Here is a 24,796-nt window from a genome sequence, read left to right on the forward strand (position 1 = left end):
AACTGGTGACCCGTTCGCCGACCCGGCCCTCCCGGCCGCGACGTCGGCAATTCTCCCCTGAAAGCCCTGTTCATGGCCCTGTCGTGGCCGGATGAACCCGTCGAGGAGGTGACTGTCGTGCGCGACGTCAACTGGATCCGATAACCCACCGTCGGAGCGAAACTCCGAACGGCCCTCGATCACGCTGCTCAACCCGGGACGTCTTCGTCGGCCTCGTCCCGCCGTCGTGGTGCCGGCGCGGACGAGGCCGCACGAGTCCACGCCACGGCCGCCCCGGCGGCCGCGAACACCCCGGCGCCGGCCGCGACGGCGATCACCACGGAGGTAGGCAGCAGCTGGGCCACCAGCCCAGCCGCCACGATGGCCAGGCCCTGCGCCACGCGCAGGGCCGCCATCGCCAGCCCGACCGCCTGCCCACGTAGCTCCGGCGGCGCACTCGCGACGTACTCCGACTGGATGATCATGTTGTGTGCCGAGAACACGCCGGAGCACGCCCACAGCACGACTGTGACCACCAGCCCCGGCGCCCAGCCGGTCGGCAGCAGCACCAGGCTCGTGGCGACCGCCAGCGGGCCGAGCAACTGCAGCCTCGGCTCCGGCGGCACCCGCTTGAACAGCAGCATCCCGGCGACCATGCCCACCGGGTTCGCCGCCAGGAGCCAACCCACGGCGGCGTGGCCGCCGTGCAGCCGCGCGGCGTAGGGCACCGCCAGGCCCTCCGGCACGACGTAGAAGCCCGAGCAGCACGCCAGCGCCAGCAGCGACCGCAGCCGGGCGTCGGTGGCCACCACCCGCCACCCGGCCCGGATCTTCGTCCACTGGCCTTCCCCGGCTGACCGGCCGGGCGGCGGCGCGTGCGCGGCGAGACCGAATCGGATCACTGCGGCCGAGACCGCGAACGTCGCCGCGTCCAGCAGCAACGCGCCGTCCGTGCCGGGCCCGGCCACCACCGCTGCGCCGCCGCCGAAACCGATGACCAACCCGGCCTGATAGGTCATCGCGAACACGCCCACCCCGACCGCGAGCTTGTCGCCGGCGAGCACATCCGGCAGCACCGCCTGCCGCGCCGCGGAGAACGGGACCGCCAGGACCTGCACCAGCGCCAGCAGGACGACCTGGACCGCCAGCGGCAGCGCGGGCAGCGCCATCAGCGCCACCAGCACGCAGCGGCCGGCGTCGGCGACCACCATCACCATCCGGCGCGGGAAGTGGTCGGCCAGCCCGCTCAGCGCGGCCCCGCCGATGAGGTCCGGCAGGTAGGTCAGGGCGTAGGTCAGCGCGGACAACCCGGCGGAGCGAGTGCGGTCGAACACCAGCACGGTCAGGGCGACGCGGGCGAGCTGGTCCCCGGCGACCGAGAGCACGTGCGCGATCCACAGCCGGCGGAACTCGGCCACCGCAAACACGCTGCGGTAACTCGCCGGCTGCGTCGTCATACCGATCAGCGTGTCGTCACTCCGGCACACACAGCAAGCACTTCCGGACACTCACCGACCGGCACACGGTGTATAACGACCTATTCGGCGGGGCAGTGCGACGCACCGGGAGAGTGAGGAAGGGCAAATCAGGGAGTGAACGGAGAGTGTTCCGACCTGCTGGCTCTGCCTAAAGCACACGTGTGGTTTAGGCTGTAGCGGTGCGTGGGACAGCACCGTTCGACGGAACGGCGATGAAGCGGATCCGGACCACGGTGCACCGCCCGGATCGCGAGCGTCCCGGCCTGTCGCTCGACGAGCTCGCCGCCCGCGTCGGCACGACCCGTCACCAGCTCATCGGCTACGAGAACGGCACCGTCACTCCCGAACCGCCGAGGATCGCGAAGCTCGCCGCCGCGCTGGACTGCGACGTCACCGACCTCATCGGGACGGCCGTCGCCGACCTGGCCGGGGTCCGCCGGGCCGCGGGGCTGACCTTGCGTGACGCCGCGGCACGAGCCCGGCCGTTGCTGGCCCGGCACCGGATGCCCTGTTCACGGTGGCTGCTCGGCGAGTTGGAAGCCGGCCGCGTGCCGCCGTCCTTGGCCGGGCCTGAGGACCGCGCGCGGATCCGGGAGGCTCTCGCGTCCGTGTACGCACGGCCCGAGGCTGCGATCGACGCCGCACTACCTGCCCTGCAGCAGCCGCAGCAGCAGCCGCAGCTGCAGCCGGTTGCGACGTATCCGTTGGTCGGCCGGTCCCCGTACACCTGGTACGCGCCGTGCCCGACCTGTTCGCTGGCCGCGTCGCCGTCGTCGGTCGACCGCCGCGTCGATGACGAGGGCAACCCCGACTGGAGCGTCCCGGCCACGCTGCGCTGTACCCTATGCGGCACTCTTCACGAGGTCACGCCGTTCCAGTTGCTGCCGCACGACGACGTCCACATCTGCCCCCGGCTCGGCTGCGGCGGGACCACCCCGGTCCCGGCGGGGGCCGTGGAGGTGATGTGCGAGCACTGCGGGCTCGAAGCCCCGGGCCCCGCGGCCCGGCGCGACCCCGCGCTGTCCGAGTACACCCGGCAGGTCCGCGGCCGCCACACCCGGCAGATGCAGTCGATTGTCGCCGCGGCGAAGCGGCGGTACCTCGCCCAGGGTGGTCGCGGGCTGTTCCTGCTTGAGTCCGCAGACTGACGCGCCGCCCCGGCCACGACGTTTCGTTCGGCGAAGGCGGTGCCGTGAGCCGCCGGCGTTGGCCGCGATCGCCAAGCCCGCCGCGACGACCCTATTTCGCTGGCACGACAACAACGTCGCGGTAATCGATGAACGAGCCGACGGCGGTCTGCCACACCTTGCCGCCCTGGCGCACGACAACGTCGGATCCTTCGCGGCGAAGCACCTCGACGACGTTCGAGGTGGGCAGGACTTTGGTCGACTCGTACCGGCACACCGCGATCGCCGGTTCTGCCGGAGACCCGCCGCACCACCGGCATCGCTCGGGGGCGTGGTCCCGCCGATGCTGCAGGAGCATCGAAGCCACCCGCTCGCGCAGGTACTGCGCCCGCAGATCTTTCTCCTGCTGGACCGACGGGTCGGTGTCCGGGCGTCGCCGATGGCCGTTGGAAAGGGAAAACAGCGCCCGCGCGTAGGCGTCGGCGATGGCATGCTGGTGTGGATCTTGGGCAAGGTGGTGGGCCCATTCCTTTTCGGACAACCACGCGATGGTCTGGCCGACACCGTAGACGTCGGTCCACAGTGTCTGGTCATCGTCGTCGAACGGGATGGTGTTGCGGATGTGGCTGGGGTAGGTCACTGGGGTCCTTCCTGGACAGCAGAGGCGCTGGCGGTGAGCGCGACCTTTGACCAGCGGGGACCGTCGTCGGTGTACTCGGCTGGGCCGGGAATCGTGCCGGCCCGCTGCCCGGCGAACCAGGCCTCGATACCCATCGGGCGGCCGCACCGCCGCAGGTGCGCGATCGCGTCATCGCGGCGCAGGAGCTCGTCCGGCGCACGCAGCGCCGCTTCGGCGGACGGGGCGCGCCACGTGCTGTCACGTGAGTGGGCCGGGCGGACCGGGATGTAGCCGCCGAGCTTGCTGGCCTCGTACTCCAGCCATCGGTGGATGTCGTGCTGGTCGCGCCGCCACGGCGAGAACCCCCGGTACACCCGGATATCGGGCTGGTCGGGTGCATCGGCGAGGAGCGGGCGCTGCCGCTCCGGCACCAGCTCGCGCAGGGGCAGCCGTGACTGCAGCACCACGTCACACCGGGCCATCTCCGACAGGGGCTGAGCGGCCATCACCTCGGCCAGGGCCCGCGCGACCGGGGTCAGGCGCTGCAGGTCCACCTCGACCGGGCCGTCCTCGAACGACAGCGTCAGCGTCTCGCCGACGGGCGCGGCGGCGGGCCGGCCACGGCGGGGCCGATCGGCCACCGCGGCGCGTACCGCGGCCTCGGCGTAGAGGTTTTCCCCGCCGCGGCCGGGTTGGCGGCCGACGGCGTCCACACCCCAGCGGCGCAGGGTGCGGTTGGCTGAGTCGGCGGTGGCAACGCCGAGCAGCGCGGCTGCGACGCTGGCGGTGATGTGCCCGCTCATGCGTACCGCACCGGGCTCGCCTGCGCAGCCGCGGCGCACCCTTCACCGCAGGACACGCTGTCGGCGGATGGGTCAGTGCTCAGCTCGGTGATGTGTTGAGTTCCGCTCGCGATCGATGAGAAGGGACTCGTCAACGCTTCTGCGTCCAGCATCTAAAAAGTGTCTGACGGTCGGACAGTTTTGTCAACGTAGTGTGCGGCGCCCGTGATGCAGCCGAACAGAAATCTCGCCGGACGGCGGCCTTGGGCGGAGTTCTTCACGCACAACCGCATTGACCATCCAGACGACGGCCCTCGCCCACACCCTCGACGCATCGTCGCCCGCTCGGCCGGGACATGATCGAGGTCAGTGCCGCCAGGCTGCGCCGGCACCCGCGAGTGGGCGATGGGCCAGCAGTACCTGTCCCCGGCGTGCACCACTCGCCGCGATCAGCTCGCCGTCGCCCGCGGAGCCGCGGGCCGTTGCACGTGCGAGGGAATCCGCCTGGCAGGAGACCGGCGAGCCGCGCGGTCCCACGAACTGGCGGAGACGGCCCTCGGCACGGCGGTCAGCGTGGCCGCGGCGCCGACGGCAAGATCACGACAGCTTCTTCGTCGCACCGCATGTCGCGCCACAGGCTGATCGGGAGTTCTCTTCGGGCTTCGTCTGCGAGCCGACCCAACGGGGTGTTCACGTCGGATCGTTGTCCTCGTCGTTGATCATGGCGTCGATGGTCGGGGCCTGCCCGGCCAGCGATTCGGCGACCGCGCGCAGCCGGCCGGCGTCGATCGCCAGCTCCGGGGCATCCTGGTCGCGGGGAAGCCACTCGGCGATCGTGGTGTCCAGGTGCGTCGCAACCTGCTGCAGCTGACGGGCGACAAGCGTGAGGTATGCGCCGATCTCTCCGGCCTCCAAGGCTTCCTCGGCCAGGCCGTGCAGCCCGAACACCCGCGTGTCGGCCTGCGCGGGTGCCTGCGGCGAGGTCAGGACCCGGGTGCCCAGCTGCAGCGCGGGTTCCAGCACGTCGTACTCCTGGCCGTCCAGATCGCGGACCGGGGTCTTCGGCTCCATCGTCATCGTGGCCATCTCGGCGACCACCGCGAACACCAGCTCGCCGCCAGCGTCCGGGGTGGCGTCCTGGGCGATGCGCACCTGATCGTCGACCACGACCGCGATCTCCGGCGGCAGCGTGGCCACCAGCGCGGCGAGATCGCCGACGCTGTCCAGGATCGGCCGTCCGGCCAGCACAGGCCGGACGGCGGCGAACGCGGCCTGGGTCCGCTCGACCTCGGCGTCGTAGGACGGCCCGCGCGAGTCCTCGGTGGGCATGACCACGGGACGCCGGCCCGGTTCCCACGGCTGCTTCTGGTCGGTCACGGCGGAAGTCCTTGTCCTCGAGATCGGCGGTTCGGCCGGTGTTACCGCTGTTCGTCGCGGCGGACCCGGGCGGTCGAGAGGTCGACGACGTTGTCGCCGGCACGGCCTTCGGCGACCGCGGCCAGGTCGTCGAGCCACTGCTCGGCGTGGCTCCAACCGCGGGCGCAGTGCTGGGCGAGCTGTTGCATTGTCGCCGCCGAGAGCCAGCCCTTGGGCTGCAGCAGCGCTCGCGCGCGCCGGGTCACCACCGGATCGTCGAGCCGCTCCGGGAACTCGGCGGCGTCGAATGCGGCGTCCACCACGAAGGTGTTGAAGTGCTCCAGGTATTCCGGGTGCTGCGGGAGCCACGCCAGCAGCGCCGCGGCCCGGGCGAAGTCGGTGCTGCCGCGGAACTGGCCGAGCTTGCCGACCTCGACGGCCGGGTAGCGCGCGGCCCGGCGGGTGATCTCCGCGGTCATCGCAGCCGGGGTCGGCCCGTCGGTCCAGGACACCCGCCACGCGCCGACTCCTCGGCGGTCGGCCTCGCCGGTGTAGTCCAGTTCAACGGTCACCCCGAAGTGCTCGGACAGCGCCGCTGCCAGTTGGTGGGATTGCCGCGCCCGCGCGCTCACGACGCGACCGTCCCGGCTGCGGCGGCGACGGGCTCGGGAGCCGCGGGCTGCGCCGCGTGCTGTTTGCGGTGCTCGGCGGCGAGCGTCGCGGCGATCGTGAAGACCGGGCTGGTCTCCAGCCGGTGCCGGGCGTCGTCGTAGCGGCGGGTAGTTCGCGGGTCAGCGTGCCCGAGCAGATCCTGCACCTGAGCCAGGGTCGCGCCGTTGGCCAGGGCGAGCGTCCCGGCGGTGCGGCGGGTGGAGTGCGGGGTGATCGTCTTCCAGGATTTCAGCCCGGCCTGGCGGGCCAGCTCCCGCAGCGTGCGCTGCACGTGCTTCTGGTTCATCGGCCGGCCACCGGTCCGCTCCGGCTGGTGCGGGTGCGGAGTGGACACGAACAGGGGTCCGGTCAGGTCATCGACGGTGACCGTCCGGCCCTGTTCGCGGCTGAGCCGCTCGGCCACGAACGCCCAGTACCGGTGCAACACCTCCAGCAGGCCCGCCTCCAGGGGCACCCAGTCCCACTCGATGCCCTCGCCGCGCGACTTCTTGACGTAGCGCAGCACGCAGATGCCGGACTCGAAACCGATATGCGCGAACTCCGCGGTGCACGCCGGGCTGACGCGCAACCCGGTGCGGAACATCAGGTGCAGATGCGCGCAGTCACGCCAGGCGGCTTCGGAGTTCAGCCGCTCGGCCCGCGCGATCAGCCAGTCCAGGAACATCGACGTCTCGTCGGCGGCGAGCGCGGGCAGCGTAGACCGCTTCGGCGGTGTCGGGCGGGTGGTGGCTCCGGCGGGGTTGCCGGTGACGATCTCGTTGGACTGCAAGTACTTGTACCAGCTGGACACGATCGCCAGTCGCTTGTAGACGGTCGACTTGGCCGCCGGGACGCGAGTCATGACGTTGCCCTTGCCGCGTTTCTGCGCGGTCATCTGCGCCTTCCACGCGTCGGTGTCGGCTCGGCGCGCGGTAAGCGGGCTCGCCGGGCCGCCGGGCCGCCACCCCAGGCCGTGCCGGTCGCACCAGCTCAGCCAGTCGCCCAAGGTCTCGTAGTAGCTGCTGCGGCTGGTCTCCGACAGCCCGACCAGCCACAACGCGGTCAGGTTGCGCAGGTGGTAGCGGTCGGACGGGTCCGGCGGCGGCAGCGCCGGGTACAGCTCGACCGCCTCGGCGATCTCGCGCAGCAGTTGGTACGCCGCCACCTCGGCGTCCGCGGACACCTCGATCACCGTGCCCGGGACCGCCACCAGCTCGGAACTCACGATCACCTCCAGCAAAACCCTCGGCAGGTCACCGCGGGCGCGGTGTCCATGCTGTTCAGCGACGATATCCGGGCCCCGCGTTGGGCGCGGCGGCCGCGCGGGCGCAGTGGCTCCGGCTCCGGCTCGGACCGGTTGAACAGCGGGTTTGCGACGGTAGGCATGGCGTCAGCCGATGATCGTGACCGACCAGTGGCCCTGGTCGTCGACGAGCTCGAGCTCGACGTCGGTGACGCCGAGGACGTCGGCCACCCACCCGGCAACCTCTTCGGTGGGCTCGGTGCCCGCGGCCGTACCGGGGCAGGGGCAGAAGTGCTCGCCGAAGAAGCCGATGCCCTCCTCCTCGGTGCCCAGCACCCACTGCGCCTGCGGGGTGTCGCCGTCGCCGAGCTGCAGCAGATACGACGTCGGTTCGGCGCTGGGCGAGGTCATCATCGTCATCATCGTTCCTGTTCGTCAGAGGTTCGAGGTGGCGGCCGGGGCGACTCGGCTCGCCAGGTGCGTTCGCGTGCAGCCCGCCCACCGGGGGAGGAGGCCAGCCGCCGGTCTCGAGCACCCGCGCCGCGGCGCGGGCAGGGAAGCGGTCGACTACGCGCGCTCGGCGACTTTGCCAGCCAGCCACTCGGCCGGCGTGGACAGGTGCTCGACCAGCCATCGAACTCGGCGACGTCGCGCGCCAGGTCGTCCTCCTCCACGACCGCGTGCAGCGCAGCCGCCGGGTCGCCGGTCGCGCACAGGTGCTCGATCAGCGCGGCGACCCGGTCGCCCAGCACCTTCCGCACCCGCCTCGCGCGGCGGGTCGAGCAGCCTCTGGGTGCGCATCTCCAAGTCCTTCCTTCGGGTGTTCATGGTGTGTTCGCCCTGTTCAGCCGTGCTTGGCGGCACGGCCCTACAGGGGTTTCGGATCGAGCAACAGGCGGGTTTCGGCGGTCAGTGCGCCTCGGTGCCGCGGTCGACGTCGTCGCGGCTGCGGCGCAGCCGCGTGCCCAGCCCGGCCAGCGCGGCGACCGTGTCGGGCGGCTGGTTGAGCAGCCACGCGTGGACCGCCGCGACCGCGGCTTCCTTGCCGTGTTCGTCGATCAGCACACGGATTCGTGTGGAATGCCGGGTGACGCTCGTGTCGACGGCGGCCACCGCTCTGGTCCAGGTCGGCCAGTAGCGCGGGATCCGGGCTGGGCATCACTTCTCGCCTTCGATGTCCGGGTCGCGTGCCGCAGCGCCGGTCTCGAGCAGCCGGTGGTCGACGCGTTCGGAGTCCTCGTGGCTGTGCCTCGGCTCGGCGCTCTGGCCGTCGACGCGGTCGAACTCGGAGGTGGCGGGCGCAGTCCGGCGGGGCTGGAACGCCGGGGTACGTCGTGACACCACGGCGACGAACTGGGCCAGCAGCGAGTTCCCCTTCACGGCATCTCCTCTCGTGCCACGTGAACGTGGCGATCGACGGTGGTCGGGGCGGCCTCAAGCTCGGCGGTGGGCGCCGGCGTCCACGGTCCAGTGACCACGACCCGCGACATCACGGCCGGCCGCAGTCTCTCGTCGAATGCGCCGGCCTCCTCCTGCGCGGAGTTCGGGTCAAGGGCGTTGCAGACGCTCGTGACACCGCCGGTGGTGATGCGAACGCCCCAGGCGGTGCGGACTTTGGCGCCAGGCAGCGGTGCCCGCGCGGCGATCGCGCGGATCCGGGCCAGCACGGTCGTCTCGGCGTCGCTTCCGGCTGAGCCAGAAGGGTCGTCGGCGGCTTCCAAGACGCTGGCGATCTCGCCGAGACGTGTTACGGCGTCGAGCTGTGGCGCGGACATTGCCAGCCCGCGCTCGCCGAGCTCGGCCACCGCGTGCCGGGCCAGGGCCGCCGGGGAACATCCCGTCAGCTCCGCCCCACGCTCACGCAATCCCCGTTCGAGACCAGCGGCGATGGCGCTCACGATCTGCGGATCGGACATGCTTCTTGCTCCCCTTCAACGAGATCGTTGTGATCGCCGGTGCTGCTGTGCCTGAGCATTGAGCTGCGTTCAACCATAGTTACCTTACCAACCTTACCGACCGTTCGAAGGGTTTGCGGTGTGATGTCCTGCCGTCCGTCGGCGGCGGCCCGCGAACCCGTTCGTCATCGGCCCGAGCTGTGGACCAGGCTGACGACGTCCACGGTGATCCTGGCGCCGGCGACCTGCTCGACATGGCCCAGGGCGTTGGCGACGGCGGCGCGGACCTGCTCGGACAAGAGGGTCGACGATCCGGTCCGGCTTGGCCAGCCGGACTCGATCACGGTGAGGTCACGCGGAAGGTCACCGCGGCGTCGGCGAAGGGCGGCAGTTCCGTGGCACGCCCGACCAGGTGCACCACGACCGCGGCTCCGGCGGAGCGCACCGCGTCCGACCGGACGATCGCGTTCTCGACGAGGTCGGTCAGCTCACCGGCGACTTCGCGGCCGGACCGGTTGTGCGGCTGCGCCTGGCGGTGCGGGTAGGTCGCGACCGCGATCCGGAGCCCGATGGTGGCCGGTTGGCCCGGCGCGAGCTGGTGCGCGCCGAGCGCTTCCAGACTCGCGCACAGCTGATCCCGGATCTCGGTGTCGCCCCACGTCCGCTCCCGGGCCAGCGCAACCAGATGCGGGTCGTGCCGCCATACCTGACGTAATTGGTCGTCGGTGACGTCGAAGCCGACGTTGCCCACGGTCTCGTCATTCAAGAGCGCCAGGTCCTTGGCGCTGGGCTCATCCATCGCGGTGCCCTCCATTGCGTCCGGCCCGCGTGAATCTAGCGGGGGTGCTGCCCTCGATGCTGCTCAAATGAGCTCGGCGCGTTTGTCGTACTCGCCGCGCCGGGCCGTCCAGCTCGCCAGCGCAGCGGTGAGCTGCCGCTGCCGACGGGTGCTGCCGTAGTGGCGTTCGCGCTGCGGCCAGGTGCAGATCGCCACAGTCGCGTGGTGCGCGCGCATGAAGTCCCCGCGCTCGAGGAGCCGGTCGACCTGGGAGGCCACATCCCGGACGTCGCGCTCGCCGCCGATGGCCGGCAGCCGGCAGATGTTCCTCAACGGAGCTCGCCAGCGGTCGATCAGCACGACGGTGCCGATAACGAGACCGACTGCGCAGGGACCGGCAACGCCCTGGACCACCAGCCGGGTGCCCCAGACCACGACCGCGACGACCGGCAGCGCCACCGAGAGCACGGGTCACGGGGAGGAACACCCGCGTCGTCGGGTCGGTGAGCCAGCGCCGACCGTTGCCGGAATTCGCGGTGACGGCGAGGACAGCACCGATCGCGCTGCCACCGAGGGTGACCCAGAAGGTCAGGCCAGGTTCTTGGAACAGCAGCACGAGGACCGGGACCGCCAGGCGTGCGCGTGCCGGCGGCCACCGCGTCGCAGGGTTGACGCTGGAGCCGGGCGCTGAAGGTGATCACGGCGGCTTCCTCGCCGCGGGCGGCGATCAGCATGGCGACCGGCCGGGCGCATCGGTCGGCGTCTTCGTCGACGCGGGCGACACCCGGTTCGCCGGTGCGGCGGTTGAAAGGCAGGTCATCCCGGTTCACTCGGGCCGGTCAGGAAGCCGGGGAAGGCCACTTCGACGCGCAGTGCGGTCAGCCACCGCGTGAACTCCGCCGGGTCAGTGGGCGCCCAGCCCTCGCCGATCAGCCGCTGTGCCGCCTGTTGCGACGTGTAGTCCAGCTCGTCGAGCGTCTGGGTGTCCTTGAGGACCAGGGCCACGAACAGCTGCTCGCCCGTCGACCAGGCGCCGCTGGGGTGGCCGTCGAACTGCTCGATCGCCATGCGGCAACGGGCCACGAGGTCCAGGGAGTGTGGGCCGAGCCGCGGTGAGTGCGGACGCTCAGTCCAGCCCAATCCGCCGAGCTGCTCGCGGGTCTGCGGACCGAGAGCGTCCGGAGCGGAGCCGGGGGAGAGCACGTACCACTGGTCACGGGTGCCCCAACGGACCGCGACCCGGCCGCCGTCACCGACCAACACGTACGTGTCGCGCGGCCCGGCGCTTGCGGCGGGTTGCCCGATCTCGGCGCGGAGACCATCGCCGTCGGACCGAGCGTCGTGCGTGCCCGGCTGGCCCGGATCGGCAGGCGCCGGGGTTTCATCCACGGTGCCACCGCCTCGTCGCCGGGCCGTACCACCACCGCGCCAGCCCGAAAGAAGCCGCCAGGCCAGCGGCGCTCAGGGCGAATCCGACGACAGCGTTGCCTCGGTAGATGAGCACCAGGCCCACGAGGAAGCCGAGCACCGGCAGCGCGGCCGCGGCGAGCCCGGCGGCGAACCGTGCGCCCCGCGCCAGACGCGCACGCGGCCGGTAGTACTGCTTGGCCAGGACCTCGGCCGGGCTCGGCTCGCTGGATGAATCCAGCTGCTGGTCGTTACCCACGGCGTCGCCACCTCCAGGTGGTGTCGTCTCCCGTCAGGACCTCGCGCGGCAGCGCGTAGGCCAGCTCGAGCGCCGCGTCCCGGTCGAGCAGGTACTCGGCGCGGTCTTCAGCGTGCCGGAAGGCCCAGTCGGTGTCGAAGGCACCGCTGGCGACGTTGCAGACGTCCCCGCCGGAACCGATCTGCTGGATGAACCAGCGGCCGCCACGTTCGCGCGCGACGTGCGGCACGAGGTCCGGGCGGTGCGCCCGGTCGCCGGGCGCGGCGTCGTTGCGGTCGACGGTGAACCGGCTGGCCAGTGCCAGCAGGTCCTCGGCGGTGTGCGCGGTCGTCATGCCTGGTCCCTCGATTCCCGGTCCGGCGGTCGGGCCCAGCTCTGGCAGCGCGGTGAACCGCGCTCCGGCCTGCCGGATCACCGGGTCGCCGGCGAGCTGGCCAGTGAGGTACCGCGCGACGTCGTGGGTCAGTTCGACGTCGTGGGGGATGCCTGCCCGGCGGCCGGCGGTCTCCCGCCACGCGTCTTCCCGGACCGACAGCAGCAGCTGGACCCGGACGTCGCACCAGCGGTCGTCGCGCGGGCGCGGATCGTGTCGCCGTTCGGGCAGCGCCGGCATCGGCGCCGGGCCTCGACGGAGGTGAGGTAGTCCTGGGCGGCGTCGAGCTGCGCGACCAGGTCGTCGTCGGCGCCCCGCGAGCGCAGCAGTGTCCCAACCTCGCCGAGTACCCGGACCGCGACGACGTAGGGCGCGTCAGCCGGGTGCGCCATACGTGCCGCGCGCTCGATTTACTCGATCAGTGTGGTCGTCCATCGGTCCTGCGCGTCGTCGGCGCCCATCCTGATCTTCCCTCCCGGTCATTCGGTCCGGGTAGCCCCGCACTCGCTGCCCTCATCCCCACAAGTCCACCCTTCCGGGCGTTCCATCGCCACCGGCCTACGGGCCCGCCCAGCACCGACCAGGAGGAACCAGATGTCGTTCTACGCAACGATCACCCGTGGCGGTGCGCCGCTGATCGCTGTCTGCAATTCGAAATGACCGTCGTTGCGGACCCGGCGTGCCGCGTGCCGCAGCAGTTCGGACAGGGCGTGCTCGGTCGCGGTCATGATGCTCCGTCCTGAGTGGATGTGCGCTGGATGTGGAGGGCGTCCCAGCGGCGGCCCAGCTCGGCAGCGGCTGGCTCGGTCAGCCAGGCGTGGTGCAGGCTCCAATAGTTTGCGCGGCCGGCTGGAAGCTCGGAGAGTCGGAACTGCTCGACGAAGGCGCGGCCGGTGCCGGTGAGCACGATCTCCGGTGCGTCGTCGGCGACCGGCTCGGGTGCGGCCTGCACCAGGCCGAGGCGCTCGGCGACGGCGGAGTGGGCGTTGAACCCGAGCAGGGAACCGAAGTGCGCGTAGACGTCGCCGTCGGGCCGGGCGGCGCCGACCACGACGGCGAGTACGTGAGTCCAGGAGTTCACCGTCGTCGACCTCTCTTGGGGCCGCGCCGATCTGCTCGGCGGTGGCATCAGCTGCCGTCCTCGTCGCCGCGGTGATTCGAACCCACGCACTTGCTCGGGTTGTCGTGCAGGCAGACCTTGCCGCCGGCAACACGCAGCCCGGCATCGTCGAACGCAGTGACCCAGTTCCTGGCGATCGCGCGCTGGGCGGTGGTGAGGGGGACCAGCTCGGAGCAGACCACGGCGTGGAGCTTGTTTTCGACCGTGTCCTTCGGGTTCGGGATCTTGCCGGGCTCGACCCACAGGTTGGCCGGGTCGGACGGAGCCCCGCCGAGTTCCAGGGAGATGAGGTGATCGAGTTCGCCCTTGGTGTCGGCGGGTAGGCCGTAGGCGACGTCGATCTGCTGCTTGATCTTGTTCGTGACCGACGTGGGCGGCCGGACGGTCTTGGTCCAGCCGGGCTGGCAGATGGTGGTGTCGATGGTGGCCTGGGTGACCTGGCTGTTGACGGTGCCGGGGGTGCAGTGGGTGTCGGGCAGGTCCTGGCCGTCGCGGTGGCCGAGCGTGCAGCTGCCCGGCGTGGGCACCAGCGCGTCGGCCGACGATGTCGGCGGCGTGCCCAGATCGGGCGTGGACGGTCCGGTGGCGGCGTGGCCCGACTGGCAGGCGGCCAGGCTTGCGGCGGCCAGGATCACGGCGCCGATGTGGCGGATGCGGGCAGTGGGGGTGGTCATCGACGTCCCTCGGTCGGCCAGGTGGTTTATCAAACGCGATTCGGGCGGGTGAGCGAGTTCACTCAGGGCGGTGGCGAGCTCGCGAATCCGGTAGCGCGCGTGGCGCCGAGGGTCAGCGATCAGTTGCGGAGCTGGGCGAGCAGGGCGTTCCCGGCCACGGATGCCCTGCCGTCGAGCGAATGGCAACCACTTTGGTGAGCCGCTCGGGGTCGATGCTGGCGTACATCTTCAAGGCGTTCCACCAGGCCTGTGCGGCCCCGGGGTACGGGTCGCAGCTGGACGCGTGGATCAGACGGGCTCTGCGACCGTCTCCCACGTGCAGGTAGTCGTAACGTCCCAGGAAGTCGTCCATATCTTCGTATGCGACGCCCAGCGCCGATACCGCGCTCTCGAACGTATCGGATGCTGTGTCTACCAGCAGCATGGCAGCCTGATGCAGGGTTCGCTCGGACATCGCGGGCGTGATTCCGCTCGGTGTCGCGTCGATCGCGTCGAGCAGCGTTCCCGTGCTCTTGAGCGCCGAGCTGATCTTGTGAAGCCACGGCCGAATCTCGCTTCCCGCCCAGCGCTCGGGTGTCTCGGCGAAATCGTCGGACTCCATGCGGCCTACCCCGACGAATTCCGGCAGCTCCCACATGTCGATACCTTCAGCCAGGTCCAGCGCCGCGGCAACGAGAAAGTGCCGCGCGCCCCGCTCGATGGCCCCCGACATCTGCCCGGCCCCGGACCAGTCGGCCTGCGCACGCTGTAGCCGGCGGGGAGGCGTGTCTTCGTCGATCACTTCGGTTCCTCTGCGATCAGTTCCGGACGGCGCGGACAGGGCGAGATCGACGCGGACGGCGTCGAGCCAAGCCACCAAGTTCAGCCGACGCCTTCAGCATGCCGTCACGGCCGGTCCGAGCGCGCTTCCTGGCAGGATGGTGAATCCGGTTGGGCGCCGTTTGCATGAGTCGAATGCATCGTGCTTTCTCACCGTTGCTCGCTGAAATGCGGCCTGCTCAGTGCTGCGGGTCACTGGTCCGGCGACGAACTGCGCCTTCTGCTGGCCGGTCGGGATGATCGGCTGGCAGCCAACGCAGCCGCTCGTTGTGTCGGGCCAGGATCGGGTCCGGCGGGAGGAACCCGGCGGGGAACCGCACGCCGGGGTGGCCATCGGTGATGACGGCCCGGTAGACCCGGCGGCCCGGGAACTCCGTGGAGGGCTCAGTGAATCCGAGGACGCTCGCGCCCTGGCGGACAGTGACCTCGTCGACGGCCTGCGGGTCGATGGGAGTGCCCCGAGCGACAGTCAGTCCCAGTCTCGGCCAGTTCGCTGTGGAGGGCCCGAGGAGATTGGTCAGCTCGTCGATGCTGAGGGAGGTTTCGGTCATGGCGAGCAGTTTGCCAGGTGGTACCGACATCTCCGGCCTGCGTCGCCACTCGATGCGGTGATCCCGGGCGATTGGGCGGCGTGCCTTGTGCTACCTGGTCGAGGCCCGTGCAGCTCGAGGTTAGGCACCGCGGCGGCGAGTAGGTCTGTGATCGGGGGCCGACGTCGACGGGGCACGCAGCGGACGGACGAGACGGTGATTCTTAGCCCTTGTCATGTAACGCCGTGCGGGCGGCCTTGGCGATCACCTTCTCCATGGCAGCGATCTGTTTGTGTGCCTCGGGGTCCGTGCCGTGCTGCTGCTTGAGGTCGACGAGCAAGTCTCCAGGTGCGACGCCCAAGACGTCGGACACCGCGTAGAGGCGACGACCCTCCCCCAGAATGGGTCCTTCCTGTGCCACGGCGAGCCGGTAGGGCAGGAGGTTGTTGGGGTCGGTGAGGCGGTCCTGCAGCTTCTCCATCCAGTCCATGGACGTGGATCCTCTCGTGTGGTAGTCGGGGAGGTGCGGACGGGGTAGCTGTGTCAGCGCCGTGGAATGGCGGATAACGCACCAGGTCCGAGGCGAACCCGGAAGCATGTCGATCGGCCATCGACGCTTGCCAGCGGTGTCGCAGTCCTGCTGCTCCGGGTCCGCTGCAAGTGGATCGCGACCGCCAGCACCCCGCCGATCGCCGGGGCCCGACCTGCTCGTTGCCGGCCTGCAGTGGGCGAGGCTCCCTGAACACCGCGCGCAATTCCCCGCCCAGTGTCCCGTCGCGTGTGCGCGGACGCGGATTGGGTCGGTAGCCCGGCGGCCAGCCGATGTTGGTTGTTCTCGCCGGAGGCCACGAACTTGGGCCGCCCATCCGAGCGTGTCAAACCACCCGCTACTGCATTCATGACGCCTCTCAGAACAACCGGTGTCCTGTCTCAGCGAAAGCGGCGTTGCTGGCCATTCCTCACCTGCGTGGTGCCAGTTCCTGCGAGACCGGGGGCCGGCGCACTGGGCTCACTGGATGTGGTCGCTGCGGTTTCGGGTGCACGGTCTGCGCGCGGGCGGCCGATGATCCGCCACCACCTCTGCATCACACCCGACTTCGACATGCCCACCTCGTCGCCGGCTTCCGCGTAGGACAGGCCGAAGTCCTCAATCAGTTCCCTGATGAGCTCGTCCGGGACATCCGTGCGGCCTCGAGGGCCTCGGCGACGACGTGCCACGTCCATTCCGGCAAGCCACCGCCACACCGTCTTGGGATCGACGCGCAGCGTGTCGCCGATCTCTCGGGTCGTCATGTTCTTCTGGTAGAGCGCGATCGCGCGACGCCGGCGATTTGCCACAGCTCGATCTCCTCCTGGCACACGAATTTTGTGCCTGGAAGACGGCCGTCGGCTGCGTCTGAAGTCGAGCGTGGAATGTCGCCCGCAATGGAGTCCAGGTCCGCCGAGAACTTTACTCCCGCGATGGGGGCCAAGGCGAGGCGCGCCCACCTGACGCGTTCATCGCCCTCTCCGCAGATCATAGAGCCCGCTCACGAGCAGGTCGCTCAGCACCTGGTCCGCTCGGTGCCGGCCCCGGCTTGGAAGTATCGCCGCCTCGCCACGCAGTCCGATCGGTTTCCGGCCGCCCGCGGGAGCCATTGGCTGCGGCGCGTGTCCGCTCAGTATCGGGTCTGCACTCACCGCCGTTCCTGTCACGGGTGACACGTGACCCAAGACAATCGAGGCGTGATAGCCAACATGCCCGTGCTGATCAGGCACAACGGCGAAACCAAGCTGTACGTGTTCACCGACTTCGCCACTGGTGGGGAGTGCACCGCTCAAACCAGGTCCGGCCGCCGCTGCCGCAACGCGGTCTGGGAGCACGGGCAGGAAGCCGGGTACACGATTGCCTATGCCGGTGACCTCGTAGTCCAGAGCTACGGCCCTCTGCCCGACGAAGATGGCCATCGGTACCTCGAACAGCGTTGCCGCGTCCACAACAACCTGAAAGCCGAGGCGTTCTGCGATCCCGAATGGGAGCTGTTCGATCCTCACCGCCACCAGAGCATGGGCGTCGCGCCGTGCTACGGCTCGCTGTTCGGCGCCGACCGGCAAGTCCCGCCCGTACACATCGTGGTGTTGGCGCTGCGCGAACACTGCACGCCTGCCGAGCGTCGCATCCTTGCTGACATGCTCGCTGCCGAAGACCCCTTGCCGGCGACCTGAGCATGGGTGCCCGCGACGACCACATCGGAGCGCGCCCGGATCCCGTCGCGCCGCGGTCGCCGTGGCGCAGGGTCGCCAGAGCCAGACAGGACCGCGGCATCGAGCACCTCGGTCCATGCAGGAAACGGCACCTCGCAACCGACGAAGGCCCGCCTGCGGGGCGTGCTTAGACCTGCCGCCGGCCAATATTCAGGAGGACATCGCGCGGTCAGCTGCCAGCCACAGCTGGGGTGCCTGCTCCGTGTCGGGGGTGGGGGGCCAGGTGCGGGCGTCGCCGCGGCCGAGCACCACGCGGGCATCGGTGAACAGCGCCGAGTCGGACGCAGCGAAATCGGCGATCGCGACGAACACCCCGAGGTGCGACGCCTGCCGGTCAACGGTGTCACCGAACGCCGTTCCGGGTCCGGTAACGGGGACCGCATCGCTGCCGGCGAGGACATTCGCGCGCATCGCCGTGGCCGCCCAGGTGGCTGCGAGTGCGTCCCGGACCGTCTGCCCGGTCAGGTGCACCGGTTGCACCTGGAGCGAGTCGAGCCCGCCGACAGGGTCGTGGTCGAGCAGGAATCGCAGTTCGCTGCGCCGCTCCACGGCGTCCCACTCGAGGTGGACGAAGAGCCCAGCCGCGCCGCCTGGCGTCTCGGAGGTCAGGTAGATGCACGGCACCACCCAGCGACTCGGCAAATCACCGGGCAGCGTGTCGGCTGCCGCTTCGAAACGCGGGACGAGCTGGTCGTGGATGTTGACCAGAGGCCGACCGCTGGCGCGCCACGACCCGACCGCGGCGAGCACTGCGGCAAGGCGTTGCTGCTCGAGCAGATCGATCATCGATCCTGTTGGCGGGAAGCGCTCGGCCAGGAGCTCGATGATCCGGGTGATCGGCATCCAGCACCAGGACGGCCAGTCACCTCGGGCAGCGGCAGACTGCAGGAGGTGCTCCACCATCCCGGGAACCCGGTTCTCGAGTTGCTGTTCGAGCGTGTGCAGCCGTCGTGCGGTGGCGCGGTACAGCTCGGGGATCCAGCGGTACTGCCTGTCCAGTTCACCATCGCGGATCCGCGCAAAGGCCTCGTCCTGGGCTTCCGTCTCGCTGCCGAGATGCATGTCGACACCGGCGGGGGCCGGGGCGCCGACGCAGTGCACGGGCGGGATGGTGAGGTCCATTCGGGCGGCTTGCTTGCGCAGCGGTTTCGGGGCGACGAGCTCAGCGGTCACAGATACGCTGCCGCTCGCCATTGCCGCCCAGGTGCTGATCACGGCCCGGTAGAAGTCGTGAAGGGGGTGGGCGGGGTCGTCGGCTTGGGTCGGCCAGCTGCGCGGGACGATGTGCGTCTCGCGGTCGTAGCCGAGGTGGCCGTTGACCTGGATCAGGGTGTCGACGTCGTCTCCGAGCTGGATCGCCGCGGCTGCGTTGTCTGACCACCACGTGATCCAGAGGCCGCCGTCTTCGGCTTCGCCCCAGCTCGCGGCGACGATCGGCGTTCCGGTGCTGGTGGTGCAGGGCGGGGTCGCCCACATCACCATCCCGGCCGGGGCGGGCACGATCCCCGCGAGGTCGCATGGCACCAGGTCGGTCGCCAATGCGGCTGCCGTGGCTTCCTCGTTGAGGTGGTAAAGCGCGGCGCCGCCGAGCCGCCGTCGCTCGGCGGCGGCGAGATGCCGGGCACGTGCCTCGTTGGAGGTGAGCGCGGCTGCCGCAGCCGGCAGCGTGAAGCCGACGCCGCTGTCCATCAGGTGCGTCCATATTCGGGTCGCGTTGAGGCGCAGGAAGTCCAGGGCTGACAACCAGGCGAGATGCAGGTTGGCGGGGGCTGTGAAGTCCACTGGAACGTCCTCGGTGCGTTGAGCTGCGGCCAGTTTCGGCGTCGCGGTCACGACGGACAAACAGGGTATCGGGCCGTACTGACAGTTCCCGCGGTCGCGGGATGCTTCCCCCGCCCGAGGCTCTCGCACATTGCCGCGGTATCGAATGGTCGGCGCCAGCACCGAGTGTTCACGGTCTATCAGTTGGCTCGGCGCAGTCACCGTCTAGCCGGCGGCAGTCCCAGAGCGTGAAGGTGAGTGCCGACCTACCAGGCCGTGGTCCTGACCTGCCCTGACTGGGCAATCTGCCGGTTTCCAGCAGAGAAGGTGCGCGCGTAGTCCGCCGCTGCGCCAGGCCGAAGGTTGCGCTCGGCTAGGATATCTCGGTTGCCCGGAGCGGATCGAACCCGTTCTCCAGGTACAGGAACCGGCCGGTGTCCACGATATCGAGGCATGCGTTGACGCGTCGTGCCATGTGCGGCCGGAGCATGGCCGTGCACTCGGCGCGGGTGGCGAACTTCGAGCGCTTCAGCTCGCGCTTGTCGAGGCGTAGCGAGGCGATCCGCGCGTTGTCGAGGATGCCGCCGTCGAATACGTGGTTTTCCAGGGCAGGGCGGCCATCCGGTTGCGGCGGAACCCAGTCGACAACCAGCAGCCGGCCGGGCAGCACATCGAGCCCGAGCTCTTCCTTGATCTCGCGGCGTGCGCCAGCCCACGGAGGCTCGCCCTCGTTGAGGCCCCCGCCGGGGAGTTCCCACTCTTCGTCGCCGTAGGTGGTCGCGAGGAGCAGGACGCGGCCCTCGGTGTCGCGGAAGAGCGCGCCACCGCTCGCCATCTGCTTGGGCCGCGTGGCGTAGTACTCGGCGGGCGGCAGCCATCCGTCGGTCATGAGCGGCGAGGCTACCCACCGCGGCGAGCCGACCGGCGCCCCGGTGCCTCGTTACGGTCCGGGCTGGATCTCGATCAGGCGGTCAGCTGCCAGTTCGTAGACCCGGGCGCATCGCGGGCACCGCAGCTGGTCATCGAGGGTTTCCGCGCAGCGGCAGACCCAGCCGATCGCGCGGGCCGATTGCCGAAGACCTTGGCGTGCGCGGGAACGTCGCGCACTACCACGGCCCCGAATGCAGACCAGGGCGCAGGCCCCGATCTCGACGCCGCCGGCGATGCGGGCGCCGCCGCCGATGGTCGCACCGCGGCGCACGATGACCGGGGTCGAGGTCCAGTCGCCGGGGCCTTGCCTCTGCCCGTCCGGTCGTGTTGCCCGGGGCGTGCGGTCTTCGGTGAGCAGCGCGTGCGGGCTGATCATGACGTCGTCGTCGATCCGCGCACCGAAGATGTCGGCGTGGTTGCCGACCTTGACGTCGTTGCCGATCCGGGAGACGGAGCCGAAGTAGCAGCTTTTGCCCAGCGTGCAGCAGGTGCCGATCTCGACGTCGTCGGCGACCTGGGCCTGATGCCACACGCGGGTTCCGGCGCCGATCCGCGCGCCGGAGGCGACGTGCGCGCTCGGCTCGACGGCCGGGCGGTCGGGCGTGGTCATGGGGTGCCTTCCGGGGAGGTGGCGAGGTGGTCGATCAGGTCGCCGAGCGTCCCGGCGCTGGCCAGCACCAGGTCCGGGACGCTCCGGCCGGTGGCGCGCTCGAGTGCGACGGCGAGCGCGATGCGGTCGAGGGAGTCGACACCGAGCGCGCCGAGGCGGTGTTCGCGGGTCAGGTCGCCGGGGCGGAGGCCGCGGACACTGGCCGCGGCGTTGAAGACCGTGGAGTCGGGATCGACGACGGGCTCAGGCATGGGCGGGCCTCCAGGCGTTCGGCGAGGGTGAGCAGGGACGGCAACACCTCGGCGACCGGGGCGCGCGCGAACAGCCGGGCCATCGCGGCCCCGACCGGGTCGTGCCCGGCCAGCACCGCAGGGAGCGCGGCGGCCAGCACCGCCGCCAGCTCGCGCCGGCCGTTGCCACCCGGACCGCCGGGCCCGGCGAGGTGGTCGGCGAGCCAGCGCAGCGTCGCCGGGGTCAGCAGGTCGTTCAGCTGGGGCGCGGGCATCGGGCGGTCGGCGCGGTAGGGGTGGCAGGCCAGAGAGACGGGTTCGGTGATCTCGTCGGCGACGAGGTCGGCCAGCAGCGGGGCGAGCAGGACGCCGCAGCGGTAGGTCGCGGTGGCCAGCAGGACACGCGGGTCGGCGGTCGCCCCGACGAGCGGCAGGTGGTCGAGGGTGTAGGGCCGGTATCCGACCTGCGGGCGCAGCAGCTCGGCCCCGCCGAGCCGGTGATCGATGATGCAGGCGGCATCACCGATCAGCACGGCGACCTCGTCCAGCGTCGCCGCGCCGTCGAACGTCGGGTCGAGGGTGAGCCGGTTGGTCGCGCCGAGATAGACCCTGCCGTCCGGGCGGGGCACGAGGTGGGTGCCGCACGCGAACGAGCCGTTCGGGGTGCGGACGGTGTACTCGACCGTTAGCGGGGTCCGGAGGAGCAGGCTGACGCCGCGCCCGGCCAGTACCGGCGGCACCCCAAGGTCGCGGCCGTGCTCGCCGAGCAGCGCCGGGATCCCGGCGCCCGCGGCCAGCACCACCCGGCCGCAGGTCACGACGGCGCCGTCGGCGCCGTGCAGCCGGATCGCCGTGTGGTTCGGCGTCACGCTGGTCACCGGCGCGTCGGTCCACCGGGCGTTGCGGTGCCCGGTCACGGCCGCGGCGAGGGTGCCGAGCAGGCGGCTGACGTCGAGGCTCGGCTCGGTCGGCAGCCACAGCGCGGCGGCCGGCGCGGCCGCGGGCTGCAGCCCGTCGACGTCGGCACCGTGGTGCAGCTCGGCCGGGTGGCACGTGGAGTGGGCGGCCCGTGCGATCGCGGCCAGGTCGGCGCGTTCGGCGTCGGTGGCCACGACCCACGTGCCGGGCGCCAGCGGGACCGGCGGTTGCCCGGATGCGGCGGCGAGCGCGTCCAGCCACGTCGGGTACGGGGCGCTCGCCTTGAGCCGCTGGCTGACCTCCCAGCTCGATCCGCGCGGCGGATTGGGTGGCGTCGACCTCGGAGAAGGTCGACAGCATCGCGCCGGCCGCCGCGCTGGCCTGCCCCGGGGACACTGCGGGGTGTGGGCCGAGCACGGCGACGGTCAGGCCGCGGGCGAGCAGTTCGTGCGCGGCCGCCAGTCCGACCACACCGGTTCCGACGACGACGACGTCGGCCGTCCGGCCGGTCACGCCGCGCTCCGCAAAACCGCCGCCTGGTGCACCGGGGCGTCGGCGTCGAACCGGGCCTTGGCCTGGCACAGCAGCCGCCGCGCGGCCGGCGACGCCGTCCTGGCGGCCGAGAGCGGTCCGCCTGTGGGCGACGCGGCGCTGGTCAGCGATCAGCAGGTCCCCGCGCCGCAGCCGGACCCGCTGCGCGGTGGTGTCCAGCAGCCGCGGCGAAACGCGCCAGCACCGGGCGTAACCCGGTGTTGCGGTCGTCGGTCAGCAGCTTCCCGGCCCACCGGATCCACGTGGCGCCCACCGGACCGTCCTCGAGGACCGGGAACGGCAGCAGCGGAGCGCCGACTCCGCGCAGCCGCGTCGCGCGGCCCTCGAAGAACACCGGCCGGTACAGGAGCTCCCGGTCGTCGTCGGCGAGCAGCACCGCGGCTGTGCGCAGATCGGCGAGGACCGAGTGCCCACCGCCGGCCGGATCCGGGCGCAGCATGAGCAGGCTCGTGTAGTCCGGCGGGCGGGTGACGTTGGGCGCGTCGATGTGCAGGGCCTGTGCGGCGAAGCCGCCGAAGCTGTGCGGTTTCCGGTCGGGGCCGGACAGCCCGTCCAGTCACAGCCCGCGGCCGCCGTCGATAGAGAAGAACGGCCCCCCGACCCCGGCCAGCACTCCGGCGGCCGCGCGGCGCAGCCGCTCGTCCGACAGGTCGGCCGGGAGCGCCGCGATCGCCCAGCCGTCGAGGTCGAGCCGGTGGGCGAGGGCATGGACCAGCCCGGCACCCGCCGTGCGCAGCCGGGCGCGGGTGGCCGCCACGCAGGGCGCGGCCCACGCGTGGGCGTCCATGGTCAGCTCGACCTCGGCCAGGGCCGTGGTCAGGCTCGCAGCGGCGGGAACGCGGGTGTCGATCGTGACCACGGCGACCCGGAGGCGCCGCTGCTGGCGACCTACGGATCGCTGCTGTGCACCGCGAGCTACTCCGCGGCCCAGAACGGCAACACCGCCCAGGCCCTGGGGGCCCCGCCCGGGCGTTCGCCTCGCCCGGTGGGGCAGGGGGGTGATAACAGTCATTCTCACCCCTGGTTACGTATGACATATAGTGTAGTAATTTTCTAGTTAATACGGACAACTTTAAATTTAATGATGTGTTAGGCTGGCGTGGTGACCGAGGAGACGCCGCCGACTGGCGATGAGCACCTGCGCGCGCCGCGCGACCAGGGAAATCCGGCTGCGACCGGCCGTCCGGACGGGGTATCCCGGGACCCCCGGCCAGATCGGGCCGACGAAACCCGTGACGAAACCGCCGGGGCCCGGCCGGCCCCGGGCACGGCGCCCCGGGTGCGGCACTGCGCCTGCTGCGGGAACCCGCTGCCCCCGCCCACCGCGACCCAGAAGAAGCCGCGCAAGTACTGCCCGGACGGCGCCGGCGGCTACGAGGAGAGCAAGGGCATCACCTGCGGCGAGCTCGGCCCGGCCAAGGAGAAGTACGAGCGGGTCTTCGGCCGCGAAGCCGTCCCCGGCGCCGACCTCGAGATCCTCGGCGAGCAGATCGCCACCGCCGGGCGCCTGCTCGGCCCGGACAGCCCCCTGGCCACCCTGCTCGGCGGACTGGCCGACACCCTGACCGGCGTCGGTGACCGGCTCGACGGCACCGTCGCCACCGCCCTGGCCGAAGCCGCGCGCGCCACCGCCGCCGAAACCGAAGCCCTCGGCCGCGAGCGTGCCGCGCTGCGCGAGCGCGACGCCGCGAACGAGCAGGCTCAGCAGGCCGTGCTCGACCGGCAGGCCGCCGTGCGCGACCGCGACACCAAGGTCCGTGCCGCCGAGAAATCCGCCGAGGAGGCCGAGAAGGCCCAGCGCGCCGCCGAGCTTGCCCGGGGCAAGGCCGAGACCGCCGCCGAACAGCAGAAGAGCCGCGCCGAGCGGGCCGACTTGGCCGCTCGCATCGCGCGCCGGCAGACCACCGTGCTCACCCGGGCGAACACCACCCTGACCACCCTGGTCGAGCAGCTCACCGCGCAGCTGCGCGAAGCCCAGGAACAGGCCGGGCGCGAACGGGAGCGGGCGGAACTGGCGGTCGCCGAGACCCACCGGATCCGCACCGCCGCCGAAGCCAAGCTCGACGAGGTCCGCGCGGACGCCGCCGGACAGGTGCAGGCAGCGCGCGAGGAAACCACCCGCCAGGCCGCCGAGCATTCGGCAGCCCTGCAGCGGCTGGGCCAGGAGCACGCCGCCGCGCTCGTCGAGAACGCCCGCACCCTCGCCACCGCCGAAGGCGAACACACCCGGCTGCAGGAACGCGTCCGCGACGGCCTCGCCCGGCTACAGCGCCTGGCCGCCGAGACCCCCGGATCCCCACCGGACCCCGACGACGATCCCGCCCGCCAACTGCAGGTGGCCGTCACCGCCCACACCGACCTGCGGCACGGAGTCGAGGACCTTGCCCGCGAGTTCGACCTCGACTGATCGAGCCCACCCAACGGCACCTGCCACACGCCGGGCACCACACCACCGGAGACG

Annotated in this window: 32 protein-coding genes and 2 pseudogenes; 4 read left to right on the plus strand and 30 right to left on the minus strand. The window is 71.2% G+C overall.

Annotation, left to right across the window (positions count from 1 at the left end):
• Positions 1-188: 188 nt before the first annotated feature.
• Complete coding sequence (locus tag ACLJOU_RS25460) at positions 189-1,436, minus strand: MFS transporter (RefSeq protein ID WP_410570550.1); 1,248 nt, start codon at positions 1,434-1,436, stop codon at positions 189-191.
• A 200-nt stretch (positions 1,437-1,636) separates the two neighbouring features.
• Here ACLJOU_RS25460 and ACLJOU_RS25465 point away from each other — a divergent pair, with 200 nt between their 5' ends.
• A complete protein-coding gene (locus ACLJOU_RS25465) occupies positions 1,637-2,605 on the plus strand; it encodes a helix-turn-helix domain-containing protein (protein WP_410570551.1) in 969 nt (322 codons plus the stop codon).
• A gap of 91 nt (positions 2,606-2,696) precedes the next feature.
• Here the strand turns inward: ACLJOU_RS25465 and ACLJOU_RS25470 are convergent, their stop codons facing one another.
• Positions 2,697-3,224: a hypothetical protein gene (locus ACLJOU_RS25470; RefSeq protein WP_410570552.1), complete on the minus strand. Its 528-nt coding sequence runs from the start codon at positions 3,222-3,224 to the stop codon at positions 2,697-2,699.
• On the minus strand, positions 3,221-4,006 hold the full coding sequence (locus tag ACLJOU_RS25475; protein ID WP_410570553.1) for a hypothetical protein: 786 nt from the start codon (positions 4,004-4,006) through the stop codon (positions 3,221-3,223). Before ACLJOU_RS25475 ends, ACLJOU_RS25470 begins: the two co-directional genes overlap by 4 nt.
• 348 nt (positions 4,007-4,354) lie before the next feature.
• Here ACLJOU_RS25475 and ACLJOU_RS25480 point away from each other — a divergent pair, with 348 nt between their 5' ends.
• Entirely contained in the window at positions 4,355-4,627 is a 273-nt protein-coding gene (locus tag ACLJOU_RS25480) for a DUF4113 domain-containing protein (RefSeq protein WP_410570554.1), read from the plus strand.
• 48 nt (positions 4,628-4,675) lie between these two features.
• Here the strand turns inward: ACLJOU_RS25480 and ACLJOU_RS25485 are convergent, their stop codons facing one another.
• The 19 genes from ACLJOU_RS25485 to ACLJOU_RS25575 form a co-directional block, all read right to left on the minus strand.
• The gene (locus ACLJOU_RS25485; protein WP_410570555.1) at positions 4,676-5,362 is read right to left on the minus strand and encodes a hypothetical protein; all 687 of its coding nucleotides are present in this window, start codon (positions 5,360-5,362) and stop codon (positions 4,676-4,678) included.
• A gap of 41 nt (positions 5,363-5,403) precedes the next feature.
• Positions 5,404-5,913: a hypothetical protein gene (locus tag ACLJOU_RS25490; protein ID WP_410570556.1), complete on the minus strand. Its 510-nt coding sequence runs from the start codon at positions 5,911-5,913 to the stop codon at positions 5,404-5,406.
• Between the two features lie 56 nt (positions 5,914-5,969).
• Positions 5,970-7,217 (minus strand): tyrosine-type recombinase/integrase, encoded by a 1,248-nt coding sequence (locus tag ACLJOU_RS25495; protein ID WP_410570557.1) that lies wholly within the window; start codon positions 7,215-7,217, stop codon positions 5,970-5,972.
• 165 nt (positions 7,218-7,382) lie between these two features.
• A complete protein-coding gene (locus ACLJOU_RS25500; RefSeq protein ID WP_410570558.1) occupies positions 7,383-7,655 on the minus strand; it encodes a hypothetical protein in 273 nt (90 codons plus the stop codon).
• 489 nt (positions 7,656-8,144) lie between these two features.
• Positions 8,145-8,348: a hypothetical protein gene (locus tag ACLJOU_RS25505; protein ID WP_410570560.1), complete on the minus strand. Its 204-nt coding sequence runs from the start codon at positions 8,346-8,348 to the stop codon at positions 8,145-8,147.
• Positions 8,349-8,393: 45 nt separating this feature from the next.
• Positions 8,394-8,615, minus strand: a complete 222-nt coding sequence (locus ACLJOU_RS25510) for a hypothetical protein (protein WP_410570562.1) — start codon at positions 8,613-8,615, stop codon at positions 8,394-8,396.
• Positions 8,612-9,151: a hypothetical protein gene (locus ACLJOU_RS25515; RefSeq protein WP_410570563.1), complete on the minus strand. Its 540-nt coding sequence runs from the start codon at positions 9,149-9,151 to the stop codon at positions 8,612-8,614. The genes ACLJOU_RS25510 and ACLJOU_RS25515 overlap by 4 nt, the downstream gene beginning before the upstream one ends.
• 319 nt (positions 9,152-9,470) lie before the next feature.
• Positions 9,471-9,944, minus strand: a complete 474-nt coding sequence (locus ACLJOU_RS25520) for a hypothetical protein (RefSeq protein WP_410570565.1) — start codon at positions 9,942-9,944, stop codon at positions 9,471-9,473.
• A gap of 48 nt (positions 9,945-9,992) precedes the next feature.
• Positions 9,993-10,367 (minus strand): hypothetical protein, encoded by a 375-nt coding sequence (locus tag ACLJOU_RS25525; protein WP_410570567.1) that lies wholly within the window; start codon positions 10,365-10,367, stop codon positions 9,993-9,995.
• A 357-nt stretch (positions 10,368-10,724) separates the two neighbouring features.
• A complete protein-coding gene (locus tag ACLJOU_RS25530) occupies positions 10,725-11,297 on the minus strand; it encodes a hypothetical protein (protein WP_410570569.1) in 573 nt (190 codons plus the stop codon).
• Positions 11,290-11,574 (minus strand): hypothetical protein, encoded by a 285-nt coding sequence (locus ACLJOU_RS25535; RefSeq protein ID WP_410570571.1) that lies wholly within the window; start codon positions 11,572-11,574, stop codon positions 11,290-11,292. The genes ACLJOU_RS25530 and ACLJOU_RS25535 overlap by 8 nt, the downstream gene beginning before the upstream one ends.
• Entirely contained in the window at positions 11,567-12,187 is a 621-nt protein-coding gene (locus ACLJOU_RS25540; protein ID WP_410570572.1) for a hypothetical protein, read from the minus strand. The genes ACLJOU_RS25535 and ACLJOU_RS25540 overlap by 8 nt, the downstream gene beginning before the upstream one ends.
• A gap of 362 nt (positions 12,188-12,549) precedes the next feature.
• Positions 12,550-12,675: a hypothetical protein gene (locus ACLJOU_RS25545; protein WP_410570574.1), complete on the minus strand. Its 126-nt coding sequence runs from the start codon at positions 12,673-12,675 to the stop codon at positions 12,550-12,552.
• Positions 12,672-13,028 carry a hypothetical protein gene (locus ACLJOU_RS25550; protein WP_410570576.1) on the minus strand — a complete coding sequence of 119 codons (357 nt, stop codon included), beginning with the start codon at positions 13,026-13,028 and terminating at the stop codon, positions 12,672-12,674. Before ACLJOU_RS25550 ends, ACLJOU_RS25545 begins: the two co-directional genes overlap by 4 nt.
• Positions 13,029-13,075: 47 nt before the next feature.
• The gene (locus ACLJOU_RS25555; RefSeq protein ID WP_410570577.1) at positions 13,076-13,741 is read right to left on the minus strand and encodes a hypothetical protein; all 666 of its coding nucleotides are present in this window, start codon (positions 13,739-13,741) and stop codon (positions 13,076-13,078) included.
• A gap of 112 nt (positions 13,742-13,853) precedes the next feature.
• A complete protein-coding gene (locus ACLJOU_RS25560) occupies positions 13,854-14,522 on the minus strand; it encodes a hypothetical protein (RefSeq protein ID WP_410570579.1) in 669 nt (222 codons plus the stop codon).
• Between the two features lie 217 nt (positions 14,523-14,739).
• Entirely contained in the window at positions 14,740-15,111 is a 372-nt protein-coding gene (locus ACLJOU_RS25565; RefSeq protein ID WP_410570580.1) for a hypothetical protein, read from the minus strand.
• Positions 15,112-15,313: 202 nt separating this feature from the next.
• Positions 15,314-15,580, minus strand: a complete 267-nt coding sequence (locus tag ACLJOU_RS25570; protein WP_410570581.1) for a hypothetical protein — start codon at positions 15,578-15,580, stop codon at positions 15,314-15,316.
• A gap of 440 nt (positions 15,581-16,020) precedes the next feature.
• Complete coding sequence (locus ACLJOU_RS25575) at positions 16,021-16,428, minus strand: helix-turn-helix domain-containing protein (RefSeq protein WP_410570583.1); 408 nt, start codon at positions 16,426-16,428, stop codon at positions 16,021-16,023.
• Between the two features lie 387 nt (positions 16,429-16,815).
• Here ACLJOU_RS25575 and ACLJOU_RS25580 point away from each other — a divergent pair, with 387 nt between their 5' ends.
• On the plus strand, positions 16,816-17,295 hold the full coding sequence (locus tag ACLJOU_RS25580; protein WP_410570584.1) for a hypothetical protein: 480 nt from the start codon (positions 16,816-16,818) through the stop codon (positions 17,293-17,295).
• A gap of 189 nt (positions 17,296-17,484) precedes the next feature.
• On the opposite strand, the gene ACLJOU_RS25585 is transcribed toward ACLJOU_RS25580, so the two are convergent.
• The 8 genes and pseudogenes from ACLJOU_RS25585 to ACLJOU_RS25620 form a co-directional block, all read right to left on the minus strand.
• On the minus strand, positions 17,485-19,167 hold the full coding sequence (locus ACLJOU_RS25585) for a hypothetical protein (protein WP_410570585.1): 1,683 nt from the start codon (positions 19,165-19,167) through the stop codon (positions 17,485-17,487).
• A 301-nt stretch (positions 19,168-19,468) separates the two neighbouring features.
• A complete protein-coding gene (locus tag ACLJOU_RS25590; protein ID WP_410570586.1) occupies positions 19,469-19,984 on the minus strand; it encodes an NUDIX domain-containing protein in 516 nt (171 codons plus the stop codon).
• A gap of 51 nt (positions 19,985-20,035) precedes the next feature.
• Entirely contained in the window at positions 20,036-20,635 is a 600-nt protein-coding gene (locus ACLJOU_RS25595; protein WP_410570588.1) for a hypothetical protein, read from the minus strand.
• Positions 20,632-20,886 (minus strand): acyl carrier protein, encoded by a 255-nt coding sequence (locus tag ACLJOU_RS25600; RefSeq protein WP_410570590.1) that lies wholly within the window; start codon positions 20,884-20,886, stop codon positions 20,632-20,634. The genes ACLJOU_RS25595 and ACLJOU_RS25600 overlap by 4 nt, the downstream gene beginning before the upstream one ends.
• A pseudogene (locus ACLJOU_RS25605) lies at positions 20,805-22,064 on the minus strand (NAD(P)/FAD-dependent oxidoreductase); the annotation flags it as partial. The gene ACLJOU_RS25600 and the pseudogene ACLJOU_RS25605, both read right to left, overlap by 82 nt.
• Before the next feature lie 121 nt (positions 22,065-22,185).
• Positions 22,186-22,365 (minus strand): annotated as a pseudogene (locus tag ACLJOU_RS25610) (FAD-dependent oxidoreductase); the annotation flags it as partial.
• Positions 22,366-22,438: 73 nt separating this feature from the next.
• Positions 22,439-22,891, minus strand: a complete 453-nt coding sequence (locus ACLJOU_RS25615) for a TauD/TfdA family dioxygenase (protein ID WP_410570761.1) — start codon at positions 22,889-22,891, stop codon at positions 22,439-22,441.
• On the minus strand, positions 22,892-23,194 hold the full coding sequence (locus ACLJOU_RS25620; RefSeq protein WP_410570591.1) for a hypothetical protein: 303 nt from the start codon (positions 23,192-23,194) through the stop codon (positions 22,892-22,894).
• A 243-nt stretch (positions 23,195-23,437) separates the two neighbouring features.
• On the opposite strand from ACLJOU_RS25620, the gene ACLJOU_RS25625 reads away from it, so the two are divergent.
• The gene (locus ACLJOU_RS25625; protein ID WP_410570593.1) at positions 23,438-24,742 is read left to right on the plus strand and encodes a hypothetical protein; all 1,305 of its coding nucleotides are present in this window, start codon (positions 23,438-23,440) and stop codon (positions 24,740-24,742) included.
• Positions 24,743-24,796: the final 54 nt, after the last annotated feature.

The organism is Amycolatopsis sp. cmx-4-61, assembly GCF_046548775.1.
Classification (GTDB): domain Bacteria; phylum Actinomycetota; class Actinomycetes; order Mycobacteriales; family Pseudonocardiaceae; genus Amycolatopsis.